The organism is Martinezella lusitana (assembly GCF_016901135.1).
Taxonomy (GTDB): Bacteria; Pseudomonadota; Alphaproteobacteria; order Rhizobiales; family Rhizobiaceae; genus Rhizobium; species Rhizobium lusitanum_D.
The window spans coordinates 768,842-788,185 of sequence record NZ_JAFEVL010000048.1 but is presented as its reverse complement, the minus strand read 5'-3'; the positions used below and the strand labels follow the sequence as shown (position 1 = coordinate 788,185).

The following is a 19,344-nucleotide window of genomic DNA, read 5'->3' as shown; positions in this document are numbered from 1 at the left end:
CACAGAACCCAACTCACAGACCTGGTCTTGCCGGCCAGAGGAGGTTGCTATGAATGAATTTCAAATCGGAACTGAAGCGGTTGCCGGCGGTCATCTCGGCTGGATCCGCAAGGTTCATCGCGCGACGAACGAGATCCTCAAGGATCGAAGCGGCGAACCGATTGTCTTTGCGACGCAGGATGCAGCAAAGGCCGCCGCCGGCGAGGCAATGGTTGCCTATCTCAACACGCCCATGCTGCGCAATGGTGCGAGGGTGGAGGCAATTTCCAAAGCGGAAGCTTTCTTCAAGGCCAAGACAGCCGGCGCTGCGGCTGTGGCCGGGAACATGGCATGACGGATATGCGCCGTGGAACAAGCATACACTTTCTTGCGAAAGGAGCTGCAGGATCGATGACCAAAGGAAAGCTTGATCTTCTTCTCGATGGCCTCGGCATCAAGCTCGTTCCGGTCCATCGACGCCGCGCGCCGGCCCAGAGCCATGCCCGCGGTACGATGCAGGAAATTCGAGGGCGATATGGCGACGGGCATCTGGTCTTCGTTCTGCGCTGCATCCGTCAAACCGGAAATAATCGCGACGAGCTTTGGTCGGATACGATCAGAGCAGTCTCCGATGTTCTTATGCAGCGCCAGGATTGGGCGCTGCAGCGTCCGGGCGATCTGCTTGATGCCTTCGACGACATCACACTTGCTTCGCTGCGCTTGCATGCCGTGGCGAGGCGGCCTTGGCCGGTTCGCGCGACGCTGCGAACCCTAATCTATTGGGAATTGGAGAGACGACTTGATGCACCTGCCCGCCTCGCAGTTTGACGATCTGTCCCATCATGCGGCCGAGATCGCCGATTTGAGCCTGATCGTTCGTGCTCGCTTCATCGAGGCGGCCGATACGATGGTTCACCTCGATGTCCGCGGCGTTCGCCCGGACAGAATGCGCACGCTCTGGCCGGATGTCCTGCCCGAGTCGATGGATCATGCCGATCTCCGCATCCGTTATCGCCCGAGTGCTGCCGCCATCAGCCGGGCCGAGGAGGTGTTGCAGGATTGGCTGCGGATCCACGTCAAGGATGAGGAGCGCCGCATCCTGCTTTCGCGCTGGTCCATTTGCCTTGCAGCACCTCATGTCGCCGGATCTTTCCGGGATTTCTGTGCCCGAACGGGGCGTGTGCGGCGCACGGCGGAGCGGCGCATTCAGAGCGAATTTCAAAATGTCGCCGGCGCGATTCTCGCCACTTCGCCGATATTGCAGGAGCCTGACTGGTCGCGCATATCGCCGATGATGCCGAATTCGGCCGGTGGTTCCGAGCGGGTTAAACCGCCGATGACCAAACATGCAACGCACTGGTTGCCGGATGACGCCCGGCCGGTGTTCGATGCGGCAAGTCCTGAGCTTGCAGAGCTTGCCAAGCGGCTTGAGCGCGGAAACCGCCGGCGTGCCAAGATGAAAGTCTAGATCGCGGCGGTATTTCCGGTCCGAATCCGTATTTGCCGCTGTGGTCGACCTTGATCGTTTTCACCCTATGGTGACATGCTGCTTTCGAATGCAAAGACGCCGCTTAGCCGCGGGCTTGCGGCGTCCTCGCCAAAATCCGGCACGGCATATTCCGTCAGAAGCCGAAGTCGCGATGCCGGCAGATAAGCGCGCCATGGATCGCCGATCAGAACCGCAGTCCCTTGTGCCAGGCAGCGATCCAGAAATGCCGTGACGCGTTTTGCAAGGGCCGCTTCGTAGAAGAGATCACCGACACAGACGACATCGACGGCGGGAGGTTCGCCTCTTGTCAAATCGGCGAGGACGGGCTGGACAGCCGCGTCATTCAGAGCCGCATTGAGCCCGACGGCTGCGATGGCATAGGGATCGATATCAGCGGCATGCACGTCTGCCGCTCCGGCCTTCGCGGCTGCTATGCCCACAATTCCTGAACCAGCACCAAGATCGAGTACGCGGCGACCGGCGACGGCTTCTGGCCTATCAAGAAGATAGCGGGCCAATACCAACCCCCCACCCCAGTAATGTGCCCAATAGGGGGAGCCGAATTGCAGATCCTGCTCCGCAAGGCGCCGCAAACCACTACGCGGTCCTGCTTTGTGCAGCCGAATCTCCGGAATGCCGGGAACGGGCAGAATCGGAAGATTGGCGGTGATGAACTGCCGCGCCCAGTCGAGGCCTTCGGCGCTTTTCAACTTATGGCTCAATGTGTCCTCTTGCTTGCATCTCTCGGGTACTATCATGAGATAGTCGCCGGAGAAAATATTGATCAATTCGTCGGACTGCGGAGTGCGATATTCTCAAGGGATTTCAAATAATTATCCGTCGTCTTCATCAAGATTCGCCAATCCTTGCAGAGCCGTTATCTTTCAAGGGTGTCGCCAACAGCACCGAATTGGGGTATTCATTTTGGCATGATGAGAACAGTTGCAGCGACGCACTGTTGACCGCAAGCGATGTTTTGAACCGCTTGTTTTCTTTCTAGGTTCCATCGGAAATTTCAAGCATGTCTAATGCCGACAAGCCGGTTGTGCAGCGCAAGCCGCGCGCGCGCCGACGCAAGGCCGTTCCGGCCGGCGATACGCCGCTCGATTATATGCTGAAGGTGATGCGCGACGATGAGGCGGATCAGAAGCGGCGCGATGAAATGGCGAAGATAGCAGCGTCTTACGTTCATCAGAAGCCAAGCGAGCGCCTGGGAACCGGGGCCAAGGGAGGCCGGGCTTTCACCATCGACTTAACCAATGCCACGGATGAGCAGCTTGCAACACTCGAATCCCTCTTCGGTCCGCTTGCCGGATCCGGCGACGATGATGGCGGCGATCCAAGAGGAGAAGGCAAAGCGGACAGCTGAGCGCGAGCGGGCCGAGCGTAACAGGCAGATCGCCACGGATGCCGAGCGGATACGCGCCAACTGCCAATCGCTGGCTGGCTTCGTTCGAGAAGCCTGGCATGTCGTCGAGCCATCTGCAGACTATGTCCATGGCTGGCACATCGAGGCGATCTGCCGGCATCTCGAAGCCGTGACCTCGGGTGAGATCACACGGCTGCTGATCAACGTGCCGCCGGGCACAATGAAATCGCTTCTCTGCGGCGTCTTCTGGCCGGCATGGGAATGGGGCCCAAAAAACAGGCCGCAACTGCGTTATCTTGGCGCGTCCTATTCGGAACATTATGCCAAGCGCGACAACAGGCGCATGCGCGACCTCGTCACTTCGGAATGGTATCAGGCGCTCTGGGGTGACCGAGTCAAGCTGACGAGAACCGGCGAGATGGCCTTTGCCAATACACGCACGGGATCGCGCCAAGGTGTGCCGTTCTCAAGGTTGACCGGCGGTCGCGGCGACCGCGTCATCATCGATGATCCTCATTCGGTTGATGGTGCGGAATCCGAAGCGGAGCGTCTGTCGACGGTTCGTACATTTCGCGAATCCGTGCCGACGCGGTTCAACGACCCTCAGCGTTCGGCGATTGTGGTGGTGATGCAGCGATTGCATGAGGCGGATGTGTCCGGCACCATTCTGGCGCTTGGGCTCGGTTACGAGCACCTGATGCTGCCCATGGAGTTCGAGCCGGAGCGCTGTTGTCGCACATCGATCGGGTTTGTCGATCCGAGGACGGAAGAGGGCGAACTGCTCTTTCCGCAGCGCTTTCCGCGTGCGGTGGTGGAACGTGACAAGATACCGCTCGGATCCTATGCGGTTGCCGGTCAGTTTCAGCAGCGACCTTCACCGCGCTCGGGGGGCCTGTTTCAACGCGGTGATTTCGAAATCGTCGAGGCGGTGCCTGCCGGCGCGAAACGCTGCCGCGCCTGGGATTTCGCGGCCTCAAAGGAGCGTCCCGGCCGCCAGCCGGACTGGACCGTCGGTCTGCGCATGGCATGGGCTGACGGCGTCTTCTACGTCGAGACTATCGCCCGCGGACGATGGTCGGCCGCGGAGGTGGAACGCAATCTGAAGAATATGGCGTCGCAGGACGGGCCAACGGTGATGATCCGCATACCGCAAGATCCGGGTGCTGCCGGCAAGGCGGACGCGGAAACGAAGATCAAGCTGCTGGCCGGCTTTCCGATCAGAGTTTTGTCCGCGACCGGTGACAAGGCGACGCGCGCCAAGCCGGCATCGGCTCAGGTGGAAGCAGGGAACGTCAAGCTGTTGCGCGCTGACTGGAACGAAGCATTTCTGGACGAGATCTGTGCCTTTCCGAACGGGCAGTTTGATGATCAGGTCGATGCTTTTGCCGATGCTCTGAACGAGCTCGCGCTGAGCTCTTCCTTCAGCTTCACGAATTTCTAGGCTCGCTGGCGCGGGTCATTTCATCACATTGATATCAAAGGACAATCCATGGGGCAGATATTCTCGATGGTTCGTGACGGACTGGTGAGCCTTGCATCCCGCATGGGCACGGAAAGAGACAAGGCGGCTTCGGTCTTCTACGCGCAGCCGATCCTGACAGACGAGCAGATTATCGCCGCCTATCGAGGCTCCTGGCTGCCGCGAAAGATCATTGATATCCCGGCACTGGATAGCTGCCGGAAGTGGCGAAACTGGCAGGCCGCGGGCGACCAGATCGGATTGATCGACGCGGAGGAGCGCCGGCTCAATCTGCGCGGCAAAGTGCTGGAAGCGTCCACGAAAGCGCGCCTCTTCGGTGGCGCTGCCTTGTTCATCGGTGCCGATGATTCCGATCCGGCACTGCCGCTCGACATGGAGGCAGTTGGAAAAGGCGGCCTCAAGCACCTGACCGTGCTGACACGCCGCCAGCTCGCAGCCGGGGACATGGATAGCGATCCGGCTTCCGAATGGTATGGCAAACCGAAATTCTACACGCTGACCGGCGCGAACGGGACCCAGGTTACTATCCATCCATCGCGACTGGTCACCTTCAAGGGTGCCATGACGCCGAATGAAGAGTTCGGCGGGATGGGCAATCATGCCTGGGGCGAAAGCGTGCTTGCCGCGACATTCGACGCGATCAAGAATGCGGATAGCACGGCGGCCAATATCGCCAGCCTCGTCTTCGAGGCGAAGATCGATATCATTAGGGTACCGCAGTTCTCAGCCAACATCGGCAATCAGGCCTATGAAGACGCCGTGTTGCGTCGCTATACGCTCGCCAACGCGATCAAGGGTGTCAACGGGACGCTGATCCTCGATGCCGAGGAGGAATATGATAGCAAGAGCGCACCGCTCTCCGGTCTCACCGACATCCTGATGGCGTTCATGCAGATCGTCTCAGGCGCGGCCGACATTCCGGTGACGCGATTGCTTGGTCAATCACCGGCCGGCCTGAATGCCACCGGCGCAGCCGACATGAAGAACTATCATGACCGGATCCAGGCGATCCAGGAGCTCGACTATACGCCCGCAATGGCGCGGCTCGACGAGTGCCTCATTCGCTCTGCCACCGGTGCTCGCGATCCCGCCATCTATTCCAGCTGGGCGCCCTTGGAGCAGATGAGCGAGAAGGAGCGGGCCGATATCTTCAAAACGAAGGCGGATGCGGCACGCGCCTTGTTCGGGTCTGCTGCCGGCCAAGAGATCATCGCACGACAGGCTCTCTCCGAAGCGTTGGTGAACGCTTTCGTCGAGGACGGATCGCTGCCTGGATTGGAGGCGGCCATGAAGGCATCCGACCAATCGGAACATGCCGATGAGCCCAAGCCGATTTCCGACCCGATCGAAGGACCCAGCGCCGCATCGGTACAGCCGGCAACACTTCCGGCTTCGTCATAGCCAGCAACTCCTTACCCTAAACCCCAGTCGGCTCCGACCAGGAGAAATCCCAACATGAACTTCACTGACACTGTCACCGTCGCGGGAACGCGGCGGACCGGGGACGGCTATCTTGTCGCCGACGCCCGGATCGCCCGTACGGGCATTCAAAGCTATAGCGGCGCCGAGATCGGCCGGCCCGAGATGCACACCGTGCGGATCTATCGGCCGGGCACGGAAGTCTTTTCCGAAGACACGCTGAAAAGCGCCGCTCACCGGCCGGTGACAAACGAGCATCCGCCGGAAATGGTCACGTCGGAGAAAACAATGACGATGCACGAATTTCTGGATGCGTTGGGCATCAAAGCCGGGGTCGTCATTGCTGGCCTTTCCGGCGGCATCTTGCGTGGTCTTTCCAGGCGTCGATATACAATGCGGGAGATTGTTGCATCGCCGATCTGTGGAGCGTTGGCGGCAGCGTATCTAACGGAGCCGGTGCTCTTTTACCTGCGTGCCATCAATTGGCCTCTGCCGCAAAAGGATGTCGCCGCCATGAATGCGACGGCTTTTGTCGTCGGCGTATGCGCCATGTGGATTGCCGACTTGATCTTCGATGCCATTTCCCGATGGGTGAAAGGCGGTCATGGGGTGCCGTGACCCATGCTTTGTATTTCGAATGCTTCTTCTGCGTGGGATCGGGTTGTCCGTGAAGGCAATGTGATCGATCTCCGGATTTCGATTGATATCCGGTCCGTTCAATCTATTTCTTACCTGCTCTCAAGAGAGTTTGAGGAATCAAGGAGGGGAATGAAATGAGCTTCGCGATCGACCTAGCAGATCGTTTTGCCGTATCCACGTGGTCCCTGCACCGTGCGCTCGGCGGCATTTATCCATACAGGCCCGCTGGTGTCGAAATACCGACCCGCCAGCCGGCTTATGGGGAGGGGGTCGTCGAATTGATTGATTTGCCGCGGCAATGCGCTGAGCACAATATCTTTCGGCTCGAGATTTGCTCTTTCCATTTGCCAAGCCGTCTGCCGAGCTACCTTGCCGACTTGCGGAGTGCCGCCGAAGAAGCGGATGTTAAAGTGCAAACGCTGTTGATCGAGGATGGTGATCTCAGCGATCCCGAGACGGCTCAACGCGACGCCAAATGGATGGCCGGTTGGATCGACACCGCAGTGGCTCTCGGGGCCGAGAACATGCGCGTGATTGCCGGCAAGGCTCAGCCAAGCGATGCGGCTTTACATCGAGCGGAAATACATCTTCGCCAATTGGCTGAGGAGACCGCCGACGCGGGTGTACGTCTCGTTATAGAAAACTGGTTCGATCTGCTGCCCGGCCCGGTGGAACTCAATCGCGTTCTTGATGCGTTGAATGGCAAACTCGGTCTCAACGGGGATTTCGGCAATTGGGAGCGCGCTGGCAAATATGAAGACCTGGCGAAGATCATGGGGCGTGCCGAATTGTGCCATGCCAAGGGTCGTTATTCAGCTGTCGGTCTTGACGTGGAGGATTACGCACGTTGCGTTGAACTTTCCAGCGCTGCCGGTTACCGAGGCCCTTTCACACTGATCTATGACTCGCAATACTATGAAAATGAATGGGTTGGGATTCTCGAAGAACGCGATTGCATTGCAGGTGTCCTGCAAAAGGCCACAGCAGCATAAAGACGTGTTTACCGGAACTAAAATTCAGTCGCTTGGGAGCGGTCTGAGGCGTTTGTTTTTGCGAGCTACGTCAACCGTTCCCAATGCAGCATCGGGATTGCACAGCGTCGATCTCAATGAAACTCATGGTCATGGAGCGCGCCAAGAAGCCGGTCCTGCGTTTGATAGCCGGCGTCGTAAAGATTTATGGCCACGTTGGCCGCGGACAGGCCTTCTTGGCTTTGTAACTTGATGCTGCGTTCGGCGCACCAAGCAAAAAGCGCGTTTGCAAGGACATCGATGTCGTCGGCATAGAGTGGCGCATTGACCATCATAGACATTCGCTAAACCATTGTTGAAAGCTTGAACCGGATGGATGTAGCGCACACTGCTTTGATTTCTGAAATTTGCAATCGCCTTCGCCGGTCGACGTTAACGTCAGCCTGATATGATACACGTGCCTGTCTCTTAACGCGACATAGCGTCTTTGCGGCACATTATTGCGGACTTTGATGCGATGCAGACTGAGCCGGGTGCACGGCAAGTTTGCTTCTTGAATCATGGGGCGCGACAAGAAGGAAGGCGCCAAGCGCAAGCGCTAGCGCCACCATGATGGACAAAACTAATCTCGGCCCTGAAGGCATCATTGATGGGTTGGATACGACGCCTTGACCGCGGCCTCGATCAGCTCCTCTGCGTAAGAAAGCGCAGATGCTATGTCTTCGCCGTCCAACTTCAATTCCGTGCATTTGCGATGCATGGCTCTGCGAATTTGTACCAAAAGCACAGCGTCGATATCGACCTCGCCTTCATCGAAGACATGCGTCAGGGCGGATTGAGCAACGATTTCAAGAACCGCAACACGGCCCTCTATCTCACCTAGGGATGGAATTGCATTTCTCTTCACGTGATGCTTGCAATCGCGGTGGGTGGTAAGCATTTCGGTGGCCTCCTCTATAAGAGGACATAACCAACAAGAAGCAAAAAGGTTCAGGCGAGTTCATTAAAAAACTCGTAAGATCCTCGTAGCGTTCCCCTCGCAATCGTTATTGACATCAACTCGCATCCGCCTGCCTGTCATTTCATCGGGCAAAGGTTGGGATCCGACAATACATCGGCACAGCGGGGCGACCGGCGAAAATCATCATAGTAGAGGGTCCATACCATTGTATCTGCGGCGCGATAGGGGCCGAATTTGAAATATTGATTCTTTCCAAGCCCTTGGTCTGCATGTCCAATGTGTCCCGTGACCGTGACAATCCATTTATCGTTGGCGAATATTTCGATATGCCCTGAGCCATCGGGGCCAGGCTTGCTGTAAATGGCGAAGTCTATCCAGCCGGAACCTGGTGTCGGTAGTTTGTTGCCACGGTCTATTACTTTAATAGCGTTGGTGCAGCCGGTAAATTCCTTACCGTCTTCATTGCTCCAGTTGCCATCTGTGGCGACCAGTGCACGCATTTGATTGGTGTTCGGACGAAACCAGACCGGTGTCTCGTTATCGCTGCAAGCTTTGCCGTTGCTCTCGAGCTCGTCCTTCTTGGCCGTTGGGGCGACATAGTTCGTTTCCACAGTGGCGAAGAGCTTGCCGTTGTTGAGCCGCAACGCCAGGAAGGGACTGAAATCACCTTGGGCTTTCGGGCCGATCTCTCGCTTCCATTGCGCTATGAGATAGCGATGGTCGCCTGAGGGAATAGGATCGGCGAACTTGACGGCAAAGCCGTACCAGACGCCCTGATTATATGGAACGCGATATTTGGTGCGTTCCCAGATTTCCGCTCTCTCGCTGCAGTTTGCCTTGCCCGGCGGGCATAATGGTTTGACGCTGAGCTTCAATGCCCCGGTGCCCGAGCGTTTGACTTCCGATTGAAACTCGACCGTGCCCGCCTTCTGCTCGGAGTTGTCGCGATAATAAAGATGACCGGATGGTGCGAAGTCGCTGCCGTCGAAGCCATCGCGCAGCACCAATTGAGCCGGGTCGTCGGCCAAGGCTGGTGTCACAGCGCATGTGCAGGCCAGGATAGCGGGCAGCGCGTATTTTGCATTCATGCTGGGATATTCCTCTGGCGAGACATTCATGGAGCATTATCAATGACCTGTTCGCTTCTTGCAGGCAAGCGAGGGCAATGCGGTTTCACGATGCGTTGATAGCGACCACGGCAGATCCAGAGGCGTTCTCCGCATTCATTATTTCTAATGTATAGGCCGATTGTCCAACTTTAACCGCCTGTTAGACGCTTTGCGGTTCATATCGCCGCAAATTGGGCTTTGGTTGCGGTTATCAGTGCCCCGGACATGACGGTTCGTCGCCGCAACCTCATCGACGTTTTGATGTCGGGCATGAGAGAAACCGACTGAAGATCGCTGTTGGGGATCGCCCGTGGCAAACGGAGAAGCAGGGGTGGCCGGGGACGCGACCGAGCCACGACGAAAAATCGTCATTCTGACGTCGCATGCGTTTTTGCGCGGCTATCGCAAGGCGTCGATCCACTTCGTTGCATCCCGCTGGGCCGAGCAGGGACATGAAGTCCATTTTCTCACCATAGGCCATAGTTGGCTGACCCTGCTCAAGGATCGCCCGCGCTTCCGAGCCTTGTCGGGAAGCCAAGCGAATCGATTTCAGACTATCGGCGTCAATCTGAGGGCGGGCGCGTATCTCCCGCCACTACATGCATTCAGTTCGAACAACCGCTTTCTGAATGCGGCAAATGCGATGCTCTTTCGGCTCTATGGCAGCTACCTGCCGCGCTTTGCCCGTCATGTCATAGCCACTGCCCATCTGGTGCTGATCGAAAGCGGCTCCGCACTTGCTTTCTTTGACCGGATCAAGCGGCTCAATCCGAAGGCGCGAACTCTGTATTTTTGTCGCGACCTGCTGAAAAGCATAGGCGCAGCACCTGTGCTGCAAGATATTCAAGCTGCCGCGATTAGTCGCTTCGACGCGATTTGCGTTCCTTCGGAAAGGCTCGGGGCGCTGCTTCCCCGGGGCGGCCGTGTACGAGTCATTCCTCAGGGTGTCGATGCCGCCGTGTTCGATCGCGAGCAGCCGTCGCCGTATCAAGCTGGTAGCCGCAATGCTGTTTCGATCGGTAACATGCTCTTTGACCAGCCATCTGTCGCCGCCATGGCTGCGGCCGCCCCGGATGTGAATTTCCATGTCTTTGGTGCGCAATGGAGCGGTTGGGCGCAGCCGAATATCACCATCTACGGTGAGAGGGATTTCGAGAGCATCGTACCATACTTGCAGCACGCCGATTTTGGCATCGCTCCCTATCGCCTGACAGCAGATGAGATTTACCTGGCGGAATCGAGCTTGAAACTCTCACAATACAGCTACTGCGGTCTACCGATCCTGCTGCCCGATCTCGTTCCTTTTAGCCGAGCAAACGGTATTGCCTATCGCCTTGACGGCGAAACCGCGTGGCGAGAGAAGGTCGACGCGGCGCTGGCTATGCGGCGTTCTCCGACTTTTCGCGATGGGATAACGACCTGGGACGAGGTTGCCCAGCAGACATTGGCTGCCGCTTTTGAAACGCCGTAATCAGTTCAGCCCGGTGCGAGGAAGTTGAACAGGCTATTGACGAGCGGACGTGATGCTTGGGGCAATTTTCCGCCGGCAGTATCCATCAGTATCCTCACGTCTTCGGGCGTAATCAAGCGCAGGAAGCGGATTGCCAGCACGTAGGTGACGGCCCCAGCGGGAATAGCTGTCGCAACGGCGGCTGTTCCGTCGAAATTGTAAATGCCGAGCCCTGCGGCGGCCGCGCAAAGAAGGGCAGCCAGTATCGTTTTTGTCAACGCAGCAATGGGAACGGCAACTCGGACATATTTCCAGGCAGTCCAGCCGAGTAGTGCAAAAGTCAATGTCACGATCGTCGCGCGAGCAAGCGCGGCGCCCTCGAGACCCATCAGTGGTACGAGAACGGTCAAGAGCAGTATCGTCAATATGCCGCTTACGATCTGCACGCGCAGCAAAAGAGCGCTACGCCCGGATGCGCCGATCATACCCCAGGGGATGACAGACAGGCCGGCAAGCCAAACAAAAGCGAGCAGGGTTGCTGCTACTGGAATTGCGGGCTTGAAAGCATCGCCAAAGATCAGCGGCAAAAGATCGGGCATGATGGTTGCGCCGCCAAAGCTGATCGGCAGCATGATCAGAGCGACTATGCGAATGACGCGACTATATGCGGCTTGAAGCATCGCGCGATCATCCTTGGCGTGGGCATCGGTAAAGCTGACGATCAAGGCAGGCGATATCTGGAGCATGACCTGTTCGATGAGACCGGCCAGACCGAGACCAGCCGCAAAATAGCCAATGCTAGTGGGGGAGAGGATGAGGCCGAGAAACAGAAACTCGATGCGCGACAGGACCAGAATTTCGATAAGGTCGCTCAACCATATATAGCGACCATACCGATGCATTTCCGGCGTGAGTGCTTCACGAGAAGGCCTGATATCGCGATCTATATAGCCGCGCAATTTCAACGCCTGCGGCAGGTAGCGCGCGATGTATCCGATCAGGGCACCGGTTGGGCCAAGCAACCAGGCTCCGATGAAAACAAGCGGAATCTGCAGTATTCCGCCAAGAACGGTGCTACGAGCAGTCTGGCCGAAGCGATTTCTTCCGCGAGCGACTGCTGTGGAGAAGACGTGAAATGCGTAGCTCAAGAACAGCAGCCCGGTGACGATCCAGAACCAGGCGTGTCGCGCGTCGCGTTGAATGTAGGTGATTGCGGCAAAGGCCAGTATTGCCACGCTCACCATGCTGACTGAAATCATGAAACTGCGTAGCGCCGTGCGCACCAGCGCTTTCCAGGTTTCCCCACTGCCAGAGAGGCTGCCGGCATTGCGCAGCAACGTCTGCGGCAGGCCCATATCCGCCAATGCTGCAGCGGAGGTTGCAACCCATAACGCGTAAGCGACTTTGCCGGACCCTGCCGGGCCGAGCAGGCGCGCAGCTATGACGCTGCTCGCAAAGCCAGCAGCCAGCGAAATCGACGTTGCCGCCAGACTGATCAGCGAGCTTCTAAGAAGATTAGACATAGTCGCACTCATGACAATCCATCTTGAAGGCCGTCGCATAACCTTGTGTTAAAGGCCGGCTGATAATTTTCACTTGCGTTCTAGTTGAAATTCGAGATGGCCGCCATGACAGATAGAGCCGCCGACCAAGATGGATTTCTCATTCCGGGATATCTGCAGAAGGGATTGCGCGAGCGGGCGCATAACCTGCTATGGCGGCTCATGTCGCCGCTGCCCGACAGGTCTTATTGTGCACTGAAATATCGTGTCATTCGCGGCAAGTTTCCTAATTTGAGGTCGCCTCAGAGTTTCACCGACAAGATCCAGGCCCGAAAATTATACGATCGTAATCCACTCTTCCCGCGCTTCGTCGACAAGGCCGATGCCAAAGTGCTGATTGCGGAGAGGGTTGGTAGCCAATACGTCATTCCGACACTCTGGGTCGGCACGGATTTGGCTGCCGTTGATTGGCCCCAGATTCCCTTGCCCGCCGTTGTCAAACCGACTCACGCGAGCGGGGTGGGGCGATTTCTTTACGGAGAGGCCGATGTGGATCGGCTCCTGGCGGACAATCCCTCCGCCGAGTGGCTGGCGATCGATCACGCTTTCTATAACAGGGAGTGGGCCTATCGGCAGGTCGAACGCCGTATTCTCATCGAAAGCATGTTGCTCGTCGAGGGGCGTGTTCCCTGGGACTACCGGCTTTTCACCTTCAATGGAAAGGTCTCGCATATCGAGATCGATATTCGCGAGAATGGCCAGGGCTATTCCTGCAACTATACCCCCGATTGGGAGAAGCTACCGTTCTACGACCGGGATTATCTTGGCCTTTATCCGGGCGACGTGGTACGGCCGCCGCGGCTCGATGAGATGATCCATGTCGCGGAAACGGTCGCTCATGATATCGATTTTGTTCGCGTCGATCTCTATGCGTCGGCGGAGTGGGTTCGCGTGGGCGAATTGACTTTTTATCCGGGTGGGGGCTTCGAAGCGTTCGAGCCGGAAGAGCATGATCTCCTGCTCGGTCAGAAGTGGCAGCTTGGTTTTGAAATACCGAAGAGATAGGTGGACAAATCACTCTCTGCGCGTTTGATAGGCCGATCCATTTTTAGGGAAGGTTTTCCATGACGATCGACCAGGACCTCACTCGTATCGCGCTGCAGGAGGAGACGCTGCGTTTCGACGCCTTCGACCTCTCGACCGCCTGGGTGCTCGGCAAGCTGCTGCATGACCTTGCCAGCGAACGCAATCTGGGCGTTGCCATCGATATCACGCTGCATTCAATGCCGGTTTTCTACATCGCCTTGCCCGGTTCAACGCCCGACAATTCCAATTGGATACGCCGCAAGCGCAATATGGTGCTGCGGTATTTCCGCAGCAGCTATGCCAGTACCTTGCGGCTTCAACAGCAGGGGAAGACGATCGAGGATAACGGGCTTTCGGGCGCCGATTATGCCGCATCCGGTGGCAGCTTTCCCATTTTCGTCAACGGCACGGGCTGCATCGGTGCCGTCACGGTTTCAGGTCTTCCGCAGCGTGAAGACCACAATCTCGTGGTCGAGGCTCTGGCGCTGACGCTCGGCCACGAACTTCACAATCTCAGCCTCTTGTAGAAGACTATGGCGGCGCCGAGCTCGAGACGGGGCGCCGCCGGCAATCTCAGATTTTGCCGCCAGCCTCGGCGATGACCTTGGTCAAGCTGCCCGTCGCGGGAAAGAGGGGAATCAGGCTGGCCTGCAATGCGTGGTAGATGTCGCCCTTACCGGGGAATAGCGTGTGGGCCGGAACGAGATCTTCCGTCAATTCCTCATGCCAGCCGCCATTGGCGTGGTCTATGAAGGAGCGGCCTATGACGCTCCAAATCTTGCGGTAGCTCTCTTCGTGAAAATCGCTCGGAACGTGCTCGTTCAGATAATGGGCGGCGCCGGCGCCCTCGCACGCGGGCCACCAAAGCTTATTGCGTTTGGCGGGAACGTCTTCCCAGTCGAGGGTATAGAAGAAGCCGCTCTTCTCGTTGTCCCATCCCAGGGACATGGATTGGGAGAACAGGCCCTTGGCTGCTTCCGGCATCCAGTCGTGCCGCTTTTCTCCCAGCGACCAGAGCTGCAGGATGAGCCGCGCCCATTCCAGCCAATGCCCGGGCGTCGTGCCCGATGGGCGGAACATCTCATTGCCGCGATAATTCTTGTCGAGCACCCAATCGGCATTGAAGTGTTCCGCGACTCGCCAGCCAACCGAACTAGCCGAGCGACGAATGACGAGATCGGCGATGCTTTCGGCCTTTTCAAGGTAGGTCTTGTCGCCGGTGACCTCGAAAGCTGCCATCAACGCTTCCGTTAGATGCATATTGGAGTTTTGGCCGCGATAGCTGCCGCCGTCGATCGGCGACCAATCCTGGTTGAATTCCTCGGCAATAGCACCGTGCTTTTCCTCCCAGAACTTCGTATTCAGAATTTCGGTAACGTCGGCGAGCATGCCGTCGGCCAGCGGATGGCCGATCGTCTTGGCGGAGGAAGCAGCGAGCAGCACGAATGCATGGCCATAGCCCTGCTTACTTGAATCGACCGGACCATCATTATTGAGCGACCAGACATAACCGCCGTGCTTCGTATCGCGATGGTGGTTCCAGAGGTAGTTCATTCCGTGGTCGACAATCTCATTCGCGCCGGGGCGACCGAGCAGCGATCCGATCGAGAAGCAATGCACCATACGGGCCGTCGAATGAATGCCGCGCGTGGGATTGGTCGCCTCCAGAGGCTTGCCGACGTCGTCCATGTCGTAAAAGCCGCCATTGGGATTGACGGCGCGATACTGGAAGAAGTCAAAAAGTGCGCTTGCTTGCTCGAGCAGCCAACGCCGGTGATAGGCGCGCGTGCTCCAGTTTCCGAGCGTCGCCGGTTCAACCTGTATGTTCATGCCATCCTCCTTGGATTCTTTTCCACAAGCCCTATAGCGCCGCCCAAAAGCACTGTCATGGCGTAATGGGATGAAACTGTGTCGTCAGCTCCACCTTGTCCATGGGCCGGGACGGCAATTCGTCTTGTTTGTATTTTTCGGAAAGGGAGCAAACTATAGAAGCGGCATGCTTGTGCTGCGCTCAACTAAAGCATAGATATGTTGACATAAAGATATCTTTATGTGATCTGATTGTTGAGGCGCAATCAGGCCAGAGGAATTCGCTTATGTTTGACAATCTTTTTGGTTCCGAGACAGCGAAGCGCGATGGTAGCGAGATATTCGATGCCTTGCGAAAGGCGGCGAGCGAGCGAATCCTCGTGCTTGATGGCGCCATGGGCACGCAGATCCAGGGCCTCGGTTTCGACGAGGATCAGTTTCGCGGTCACCGTTTCATAGGCTGCGCCTGTCATCAAAAAGGCAATAATGACCTCCTCATTCTGACCCAGCCTGATGCGATCGAAGAAATTCACTATCGTTATGCCAAGGCGGGCGCCGATATCCTGGAGACCAACACCTTCTCGTCCACGAGCATTGCGCAAGCGGACTACCAGATGGAAGGCGCGGTGTACGACCTCAACAAGGAGGGCGCCGCGATCGTCCGCCGTGCGGCGATCCGCGCGGAGCGAGAAGATGGCAAGCGCCGTTTTGTTGCCGGTGCCATCGGCCCGACCAACCGCACTGCGTCGATTTCCCCCGATGTCAACAATCCCGGTTATCGCGCCGTCAGTTTCGACGATCTGCGTCTGGCCTATGGTGAGCAGATCGACGGATTGATCGACGGTGGCGCCGACATCATCCTGATCGAGACGATCTTCGACACGCTGAACGCCAAGGCGGCGATTTTCGCCTGCGAGGAACGGTTTGACGCCAAAGGCATCCGCCTGCCTGTCATGATATCCGGAACGATCACCGATCTTTCCGGCCGCACGCTCTCCGGCCAGACCCCGTCGGCTTTCTGGAATTCCGTGCGTCATGCCAGCCCCTTCACCGTCGGCCTCAACTGTGCACTCGGGGCCAATGCCATGCGCCCGCATTTGCAGGAGCTTTCGGCTGCTGCCGATACCTTCATCTGCGCTTATCCCAATGCCGGTCTGCCGAATGAGTTCGGCCAATATGACGAAACGCCTGATATGATGGCGGCTCAAGTCGAGGAGTTCGCGCGCGAGGGCCTTGTCAACATCGTCGGCGGCTGCTGCGGCTCCACGCCCGAGCACATTGCTGCGATCGCTGAGGCGGTGTCGAAATATCCGCCGCGCCAGCTTGCCGAGCACCGCCCCTTTATGTCGCTCTCCGGTCTGGAGCCGTTTGAGCTGACCAAGGACATTCCCTTCGTCAACGTCGGCGAGCGCACCAACGTCACCGGCTCCGCGAAATTCCGTAAGCTGATCACCAATGCCGACTATACGGCAGCACTTGCCGTTGCCCGCGATCAGGTCGAGAACGGCGCGCAGGTCATCGACATCAACATGGACGAGGGCCTGATCGATTCCGAAAGGGCGATGGTCGAGTTCCTGAACCTGATCGCCGCCGAGCCGGATATTGCCCGCGTTCCCGTGATGATCGATAGCTCGAAATTCTCGATCATCGAGGCTGGCCTGAAATGCGTGCAAGGCAAGCCGATCGTCAACTCGATCTCGCTGAAGGAAGGCGAGGAGAATTTCCTCAAGCAGGCGCGATTGATGCGCATGTACGGCGCCGCCGTTGTGGTGATGGCGTTCGATGAACAGGGCCAGGCCGACAGCTATGAACGCAAGGTCGAGATCTGCTCGCGTGCCTACAAGCTGCTGACGGAAACGGCAGGCTTACAGCCAGAAGATATCATCTTCGATCCGAATATTTTCGCCGTTGCAACTGGCATCGAGGAACACAACAACTACGGTGTCGACTTCATCGAGGCGACGCGAACGATCCGCCAAATCATGCCGCTGGTGCACATCTCCGGTGGTGTGTCGAACCTGTCTTTCTCCTTCCGCGGCAACGAGCCGGTCCGCGAGGCAATGCATGCCGTGTTCCTCTACCACGCCATTCAAGCGGGTATGGACATGGGCATCGTCAATGCCGGTCAGCTCGCGGTCTATGACAATATCGATCCCGAATTGCGGGAGGCCTGTGAAGATGTCGTCCTCAATCGCCGGTTGGATAGTACGGAACGGCTGCTTGAGGTTGCAGAGCGCTTTCGTGGAACCGGCGGCAGGGAGGCCAAGGTACAGGATCTCTCCTGGCGTGAATGGCCCGTCGCAAAACGGTTGGAGCATGCGCTGGTCAACGGGATTACCGACTATATCGAGGCGGATACCGAGGAAGCGCGTCAGACGGTCGCGCGGCCGCTGCATGTCATCGAAGGCCCTCTGATGGCCGGCATGAACGTCGTCGGTGATCTTTTCGGTGCGGGCAAGATGTTCCTGCCGCAAGTGGTGAAGTCCGCCCGCGTCATGAAACAGGCTGTTGCCGTGCTGCTGCCCTACATGGAGGCGGAGAAGCTGGCCAATGGTGGCAGCGGCGAACGCCAGGCCGCAGGCAAGGTGCTGATGGCGACGGTCAAGGGCGACGTGCATGATATCGGCAAGAACATCGTTGGCGTCGTGCTCGCGTGCAACAACTACGAAATCATCGATCTCGGCGTCATGGTGCCTGCGACGAAGATTCTCGAAACGGCCATCGCCCAGAAGGTGGATATCATCGGTCTTTCCGGCCTTATCACGCCTTCCCTGGACGAAATGGTGCATGTCGCTTCGGAAATGGAGCGGCAGGGTTTTGATATTCCGCTACTGATCGGCGGTGCGACCACCAGCCGTGTGCATACGGCGGTAAAGATCCATCCGCGCTACGAGAAGGGGCAGACGGTCTATGTCACCGACGCCAGCCGTGCTGTCGGCGTCGTCTCGGCGCTGCTGTCGCCGGATGCCAAGCAGGGCTATGTCGACACCATCAGGGCAGAATATGCCAAGGTCGCGGCCGCTCATGCCCGTAGCGAGGCGGAGAAGGTGCGCCTACCGATTGCGAGAGCTCGCGAGAACGCCTGTAAGGTCGATTGGGCGAGTTATAAGTCCGTCAAGCCGCAGTTCTTTGGGACAAAGGTGTTCGAAAACTACGATCTGGCGGAGCTGGCCAAATACATCGACTGGACACCTTTCTTCCAGACATGGGAGCTGAAGGGCCGTTTTCCGGCGATCCTCGAAGACGAAAAGCAGGGTGAGGCGGCACGGCAGCTTTACGCCGATGCTCAGGCGATGCTGGAAAAGATCATCGGGGAAAACTGGTTTCGCCCTCGCGCCGTCATCGGCTTCTGGCCGGCCGGTACAGTTGGTGACGATATCAGGCTGTTCACGGATGAGAGCCGTGATCGCGAGCTTGCCACTTTCTACACGCTGCGTCAGCAGCTGTCGAAGCGCGACGGCCGCCCGAATGTCGCTCTTTCGGACTTCGTTGCGCCGATTTCGAGCGGTGTGGCCGACTATGTCGGCGGCTTCGTCGTCACGGCCGGTATCGAGGAAGTCGCTATTGCCGAGCGCTTCGAACGCGCCAATGACGATTATTCGTCGATCCTCGTGAAGGCGCTTGCCGACCGTTTTGCCGAAGCCTTCGCCGAACGGATGCACGAACGGGTGCGACGCGAGTTCTGGGGCTACGCCACAGACGAGAATTTTTCCAGCGACGAGCTTCTTTCCGAAGCTTACGCCGGTATTCGCCCGGCGCCCGGCTATCCGGCACAGCCCGACCATACCGAAAAGGAAACGCTGTTCCGGCTGCTCGATGCCGAAGCGGCAGCGGGTGTCAGGCTCACGGAAAGCTATGCGATGTGGCCCGGCTCCTCCGTCTCAGGCATTTATATCGGACATCCCGACTCTTACTATTTCGGCGTTGCTAAGATAGAGCGCGATCAGGTCGAGGACTATGCGAGCCGCAAGGATATGTCCGTTGCAGAGGTGGAACGCTGGCTTGGCCCGGTGCTGAACTATGTGCCGGCGAAGGCCGACACAGCGGTCGATGATGCGGCGTGATCACGAGTCGTTTCAAC

18 protein-coding genes and 1 pseudogene are annotated in these 19,344 nt (G+C 57.8%); 13 read left to right on the top strand and 6 right to left on the bottom strand.

The features are described from left to right. The first annotated feature begins 49 nt into the window (after positions 1 to 49). The 3 genes from JTP94_RS24595 to JTP94_RS24585 are packed head-to-tail and all read left to right on the top strand — an operon-like array spanning position 50 to position 1,447. Positions 50 to 334 carry a hypothetical protein gene (locus tag JTP94_RS24595; protein WP_204853018.1) on the top strand — a complete coding sequence of 95 codons (285 nt, stop codon included), beginning with the start codon at positions 50 to 52 and terminating at the stop codon, positions 332 to 334. Between the two features lie 56 nt (positions 335 to 390). Further along, a complete protein-coding gene (locus JTP94_RS24590; protein WP_204853017.1) occupies positions 391 to 807 on the top strand; it encodes a hypothetical protein in 417 nt (138 codons plus the stop codon). Further along, positions 782 to 1,447, top strand: a complete 666-nt coding sequence (locus tag JTP94_RS24585) for a DUF6362 family protein (protein WP_204853016.1) — start codon at positions 782 to 784, stop codon at positions 1,445 to 1,447. The genes JTP94_RS24590 and JTP94_RS24585 overlap by 26 nt, the downstream gene beginning before the upstream one ends. Before the next feature lie 65 nt (positions 1,448 to 1,512). Here JTP94_RS24585 and JTP94_RS24580 read toward each other — a convergent pair whose 3' ends face one another. Next, a complete protein-coding gene (locus tag JTP94_RS24580) occupies positions 1,513 to 2,190 on the bottom strand; it encodes a methyltransferase (protein WP_246755222.1) in 678 nt (225 codons plus the stop codon). A 299-nt stretch (positions 2,191 to 2,489) separates the two neighbouring features. Here JTP94_RS24580 and JTP94_RS24575 point away from each other — a divergent pair, with 299 nt between their 5' ends. The 6 genes and pseudogenes from JTP94_RS24575 (at position 2,490) to JTP94_RS24550 (ending at position 7,367) form a co-directional block, all read left to right on the top strand. Further along, positions 2,490 to 2,837 carry a hypothetical protein gene (locus tag JTP94_RS24575; protein ID WP_204853014.1) on the top strand — a complete coding sequence of 116 codons (348 nt, stop codon included), beginning with the start codon at positions 2,490 to 2,492 and terminating at the stop codon, positions 2,835 to 2,837. Further along, positions 2,794 to 4,278: a phage terminase large subunit gene (gene terL, locus JTP94_RS24570; protein ID WP_204853013.1), complete on the top strand. Its 1,485-nt coding sequence runs from the start codon at positions 2,794 to 2,796 to the stop codon at positions 4,276 to 4,278. The genes JTP94_RS24575 and terL overlap by 44 nt, the downstream gene beginning before the upstream one ends. 48 nt (positions 4,279 to 4,326) lie before the next feature. Beyond that, positions 4,327 to 5,718: a DUF1073 domain-containing protein gene (locus JTP94_RS24565; protein ID WP_246755215.1), complete on the top strand. Its 1,392-nt coding sequence runs from the start codon at positions 4,327 to 4,329 to the stop codon at positions 5,716 to 5,718. A 54-nt stretch (positions 5,719 to 5,772) separates the two neighbouring features. Next, a pseudogene (locus tag JTP94_RS24560) lies at positions 5,773 to 6,018 on the top strand (DUF2213 domain-containing protein); the annotation flags it as partial. Between the two features lie 6 nt (positions 6,019 to 6,024). Beyond that, the gene (locus JTP94_RS24555) at positions 6,025 to 6,354 is read left to right on the top strand and encodes a hypothetical protein (protein ID WP_204853093.1); all 330 of its coding nucleotides are present in this window, start codon (positions 6,025 to 6,027) and stop codon (positions 6,352 to 6,354) included. A 155-nt stretch (positions 6,355 to 6,509) separates the two neighbouring features. Then, positions 6,510 to 7,367: a sugar phosphate isomerase/epimerase gene (locus tag JTP94_RS24550; RefSeq protein ID WP_204853012.1), complete on the top strand. Its 858-nt coding sequence runs from the start codon at positions 6,510 to 6,512 to the stop codon at positions 7,365 to 7,367. A gap of 113 nt (positions 7,368 to 7,480) precedes the next feature. On the opposite strand, the gene JTP94_RS24545 is transcribed toward JTP94_RS24550, so the two are convergent. The 3 genes from JTP94_RS24545 to JTP94_RS24535 all read right to left on the bottom strand — a co-directional run bounded on the left by JTP94_RS24545 (position 7,481) and on the right by JTP94_RS24535 (position 9,395). After that, positions 7,481 to 7,687 carry a hypothetical protein gene (locus tag JTP94_RS24545; protein WP_034504176.1) on the bottom strand — a complete coding sequence of 69 codons (207 nt, stop codon included), beginning with the start codon at positions 7,685 to 7,687 and terminating at the stop codon, positions 7,481 to 7,483. 302 nt (positions 7,688 to 7,989) lie between these two features. Then, positions 7,990 to 8,286 carry a hypothetical protein gene (locus tag JTP94_RS24540; RefSeq protein ID WP_204853011.1) on the bottom strand — a complete coding sequence of 99 codons (297 nt, stop codon included), beginning with the start codon at positions 8,284 to 8,286 and terminating at the stop codon, positions 7,990 to 7,992. 137 nt (positions 8,287 to 8,423) lie between these two features. Next, a complete protein-coding gene (locus tag JTP94_RS24535; protein ID WP_204853010.1) occupies positions 8,424 to 9,395 on the bottom strand; it encodes a polysaccharide lyase in 972 nt (323 codons plus the stop codon). 331 nt (positions 9,396 to 9,726) lie between these two features. On the opposite strand from JTP94_RS24535, the gene JTP94_RS24530 reads away from it, so the two are divergent. Next, the gene (locus tag JTP94_RS24530) at positions 9,727 to 10,887 is read left to right on the top strand and encodes a polysaccharide biosynthesis protein GumK (protein WP_204853009.1); all 1,161 of its coding nucleotides are present in this window, start codon (positions 9,727 to 9,729) and stop codon (positions 10,885 to 10,887) included. A 5-nt stretch (positions 10,888 to 10,892) separates the two neighbouring features. Here JTP94_RS24530 and JTP94_RS24525 read toward each other — a convergent pair whose 3' ends face one another. Next, positions 10,893 to 12,389, bottom strand: a complete 1,497-nt coding sequence (locus JTP94_RS24525) for a lipopolysaccharide biosynthesis protein (protein WP_246755213.1) — start codon at positions 12,387 to 12,389, stop codon at positions 10,893 to 10,895. A gap of 105 nt (positions 12,390 to 12,494) precedes the next feature. On the opposite strand from JTP94_RS24525, the gene JTP94_RS24520 reads away from it, so the two are divergent. Further along, positions 12,495 to 13,433, top strand: coding sequence for an ATP-grasp fold amidoligase family protein (locus JTP94_RS24520; protein WP_204853007.1), 939 nt, complete (start codon positions 12,495 to 12,497; stop codon positions 13,431 to 13,433). Positions 13,434 to 13,492: 59 nt separating this feature from the next. Next, complete coding sequence (locus JTP94_RS24515) at positions 13,493 to 13,981, top strand: heme-degrading domain-containing protein (protein WP_204853006.1); 489 nt, start codon at positions 13,493 to 13,495, stop codon at positions 13,979 to 13,981. A gap of 46 nt (positions 13,982 to 14,027) precedes the next feature. Here the strand turns inward: JTP94_RS24515 and JTP94_RS24510 are convergent, their stop codons facing one another. Next, positions 14,028 to 15,284 carry an AGE family epimerase/isomerase gene (locus tag JTP94_RS24510; protein WP_204853005.1) on the bottom strand — a complete coding sequence of 419 codons (1,257 nt, stop codon included), beginning with the start codon at positions 15,282 to 15,284 and terminating at the stop codon, positions 14,028 to 14,030. Between the two features lie 266 nt (positions 15,285 to 15,550). Here JTP94_RS24510 and metH point away from each other — a divergent pair, with 266 nt between their 5' ends. Next, complete coding sequence (metH, locus tag JTP94_RS24505) at positions 15,551 to 19,327, top strand: methionine synthase (RefSeq protein ID WP_204853004.1); 3,777 nt, start codon at positions 15,551 to 15,553, stop codon at positions 19,325 to 19,327. The last annotated feature ends 17 nt before the right edge of the window (positions 19,328 to 19,344 follow it).

Bases quoted from the DNA above. Each gene is read 5' to 3' on its own strand.
- JTP94_RS24595 (WP_204853018.1), top strand. From the start codon at position 50: ATGAATGAATTTCAAATCGGAACTGAAGCGGTTGCCGGCGGTCATCTC.
- JTP94_RS24590 (WP_204853017.1), top strand. From the start codon at position 391: ATGACCAAAGGAAAGCTTGATCTTCTTCTCGATGGCCTCGGCATCAAG.
- JTP94_RS24585 (WP_204853016.1), top strand. From the start codon at position 782: ATGCACCTGCCCGCCTCGCAGTTTGACGATCTGTCCCATCATGCGGCC.
- JTP94_RS24575 (WP_204853014.1), top strand. From the start codon at position 2,490: ATGTCTAATGCCGACAAGCCGGTTGTGCAGCGCAAGCCGCGCGCGCGC.
- terL (WP_204853013.1), top strand. From the start codon at position 2,794: ATGATGGCGGCGATCCAAGAGGAGAAGGCAAAGCGGACAGCTGAGCGC.
- JTP94_RS24565 (WP_246755215.1), top strand. From the start codon at position 4,327: ATGGGGCAGATATTCTCGATGGTTCGTGACGGACTGGTGAGCCTTGCA.
- JTP94_RS24555 (WP_204853093.1), top strand. From the start codon at position 6,025: ATGACGATGCACGAATTTCTGGATGCGTTGGGCATCAAAGCCGGGGTC.
- JTP94_RS24550 (WP_204853012.1), top strand. From the start codon at position 6,510: ATGAGCTTCGCGATCGACCTAGCAGATCGTTTTGCCGTATCCACGTGG.
- JTP94_RS24545 (WP_034504176.1), bottom strand. From the start codon at position 7,687: ATGTCTATGATGGTCAATGCGCCACTCTATGCCGACGACATCGATGTC.
- JTP94_RS24540 (WP_204853011.1), bottom strand. From the start codon at position 8,286: ATGCTTACCACCCACCGCGATTGCAAGCATCACGTGAAGAGAAATGCA.
- JTP94_RS24535 (WP_204853010.1), bottom strand. From the start codon at position 9,395: ATGAATGCAAAATACGCGCTGCCCGCTATCCTGGCCTGCACATGCGCT.
- JTP94_RS24525 (WP_246755213.1), bottom strand. From the start codon at position 12,389: ATGTCTAATCTTCTTAGAAGCTCGCTGATCAGTCTGGCGGCAACGTCG.
- JTP94_RS24520 (WP_204853007.1), top strand. From the start codon at position 12,495: ATGACAGATAGAGCCGCCGACCAAGATGGATTTCTCATTCCGGGATAT.
- JTP94_RS24515 (WP_204853006.1), top strand. From the start codon at position 13,493: ATGACGATCGACCAGGACCTCACTCGTATCGCGCTGCAGGAGGAGACG.
- JTP94_RS24510 (WP_204853005.1), bottom strand. From the start codon at position 15,284: ATGAACATACAGGTTGAACCGGCGACGCTCGGAAACTGGAGCACGCGC.
- metH (WP_204853004.1), top strand. From the start codon at position 15,551: ATGTTTGACAATCTTTTTGGTTCCGAGACAGCGAAGCGCGATGGTAGC.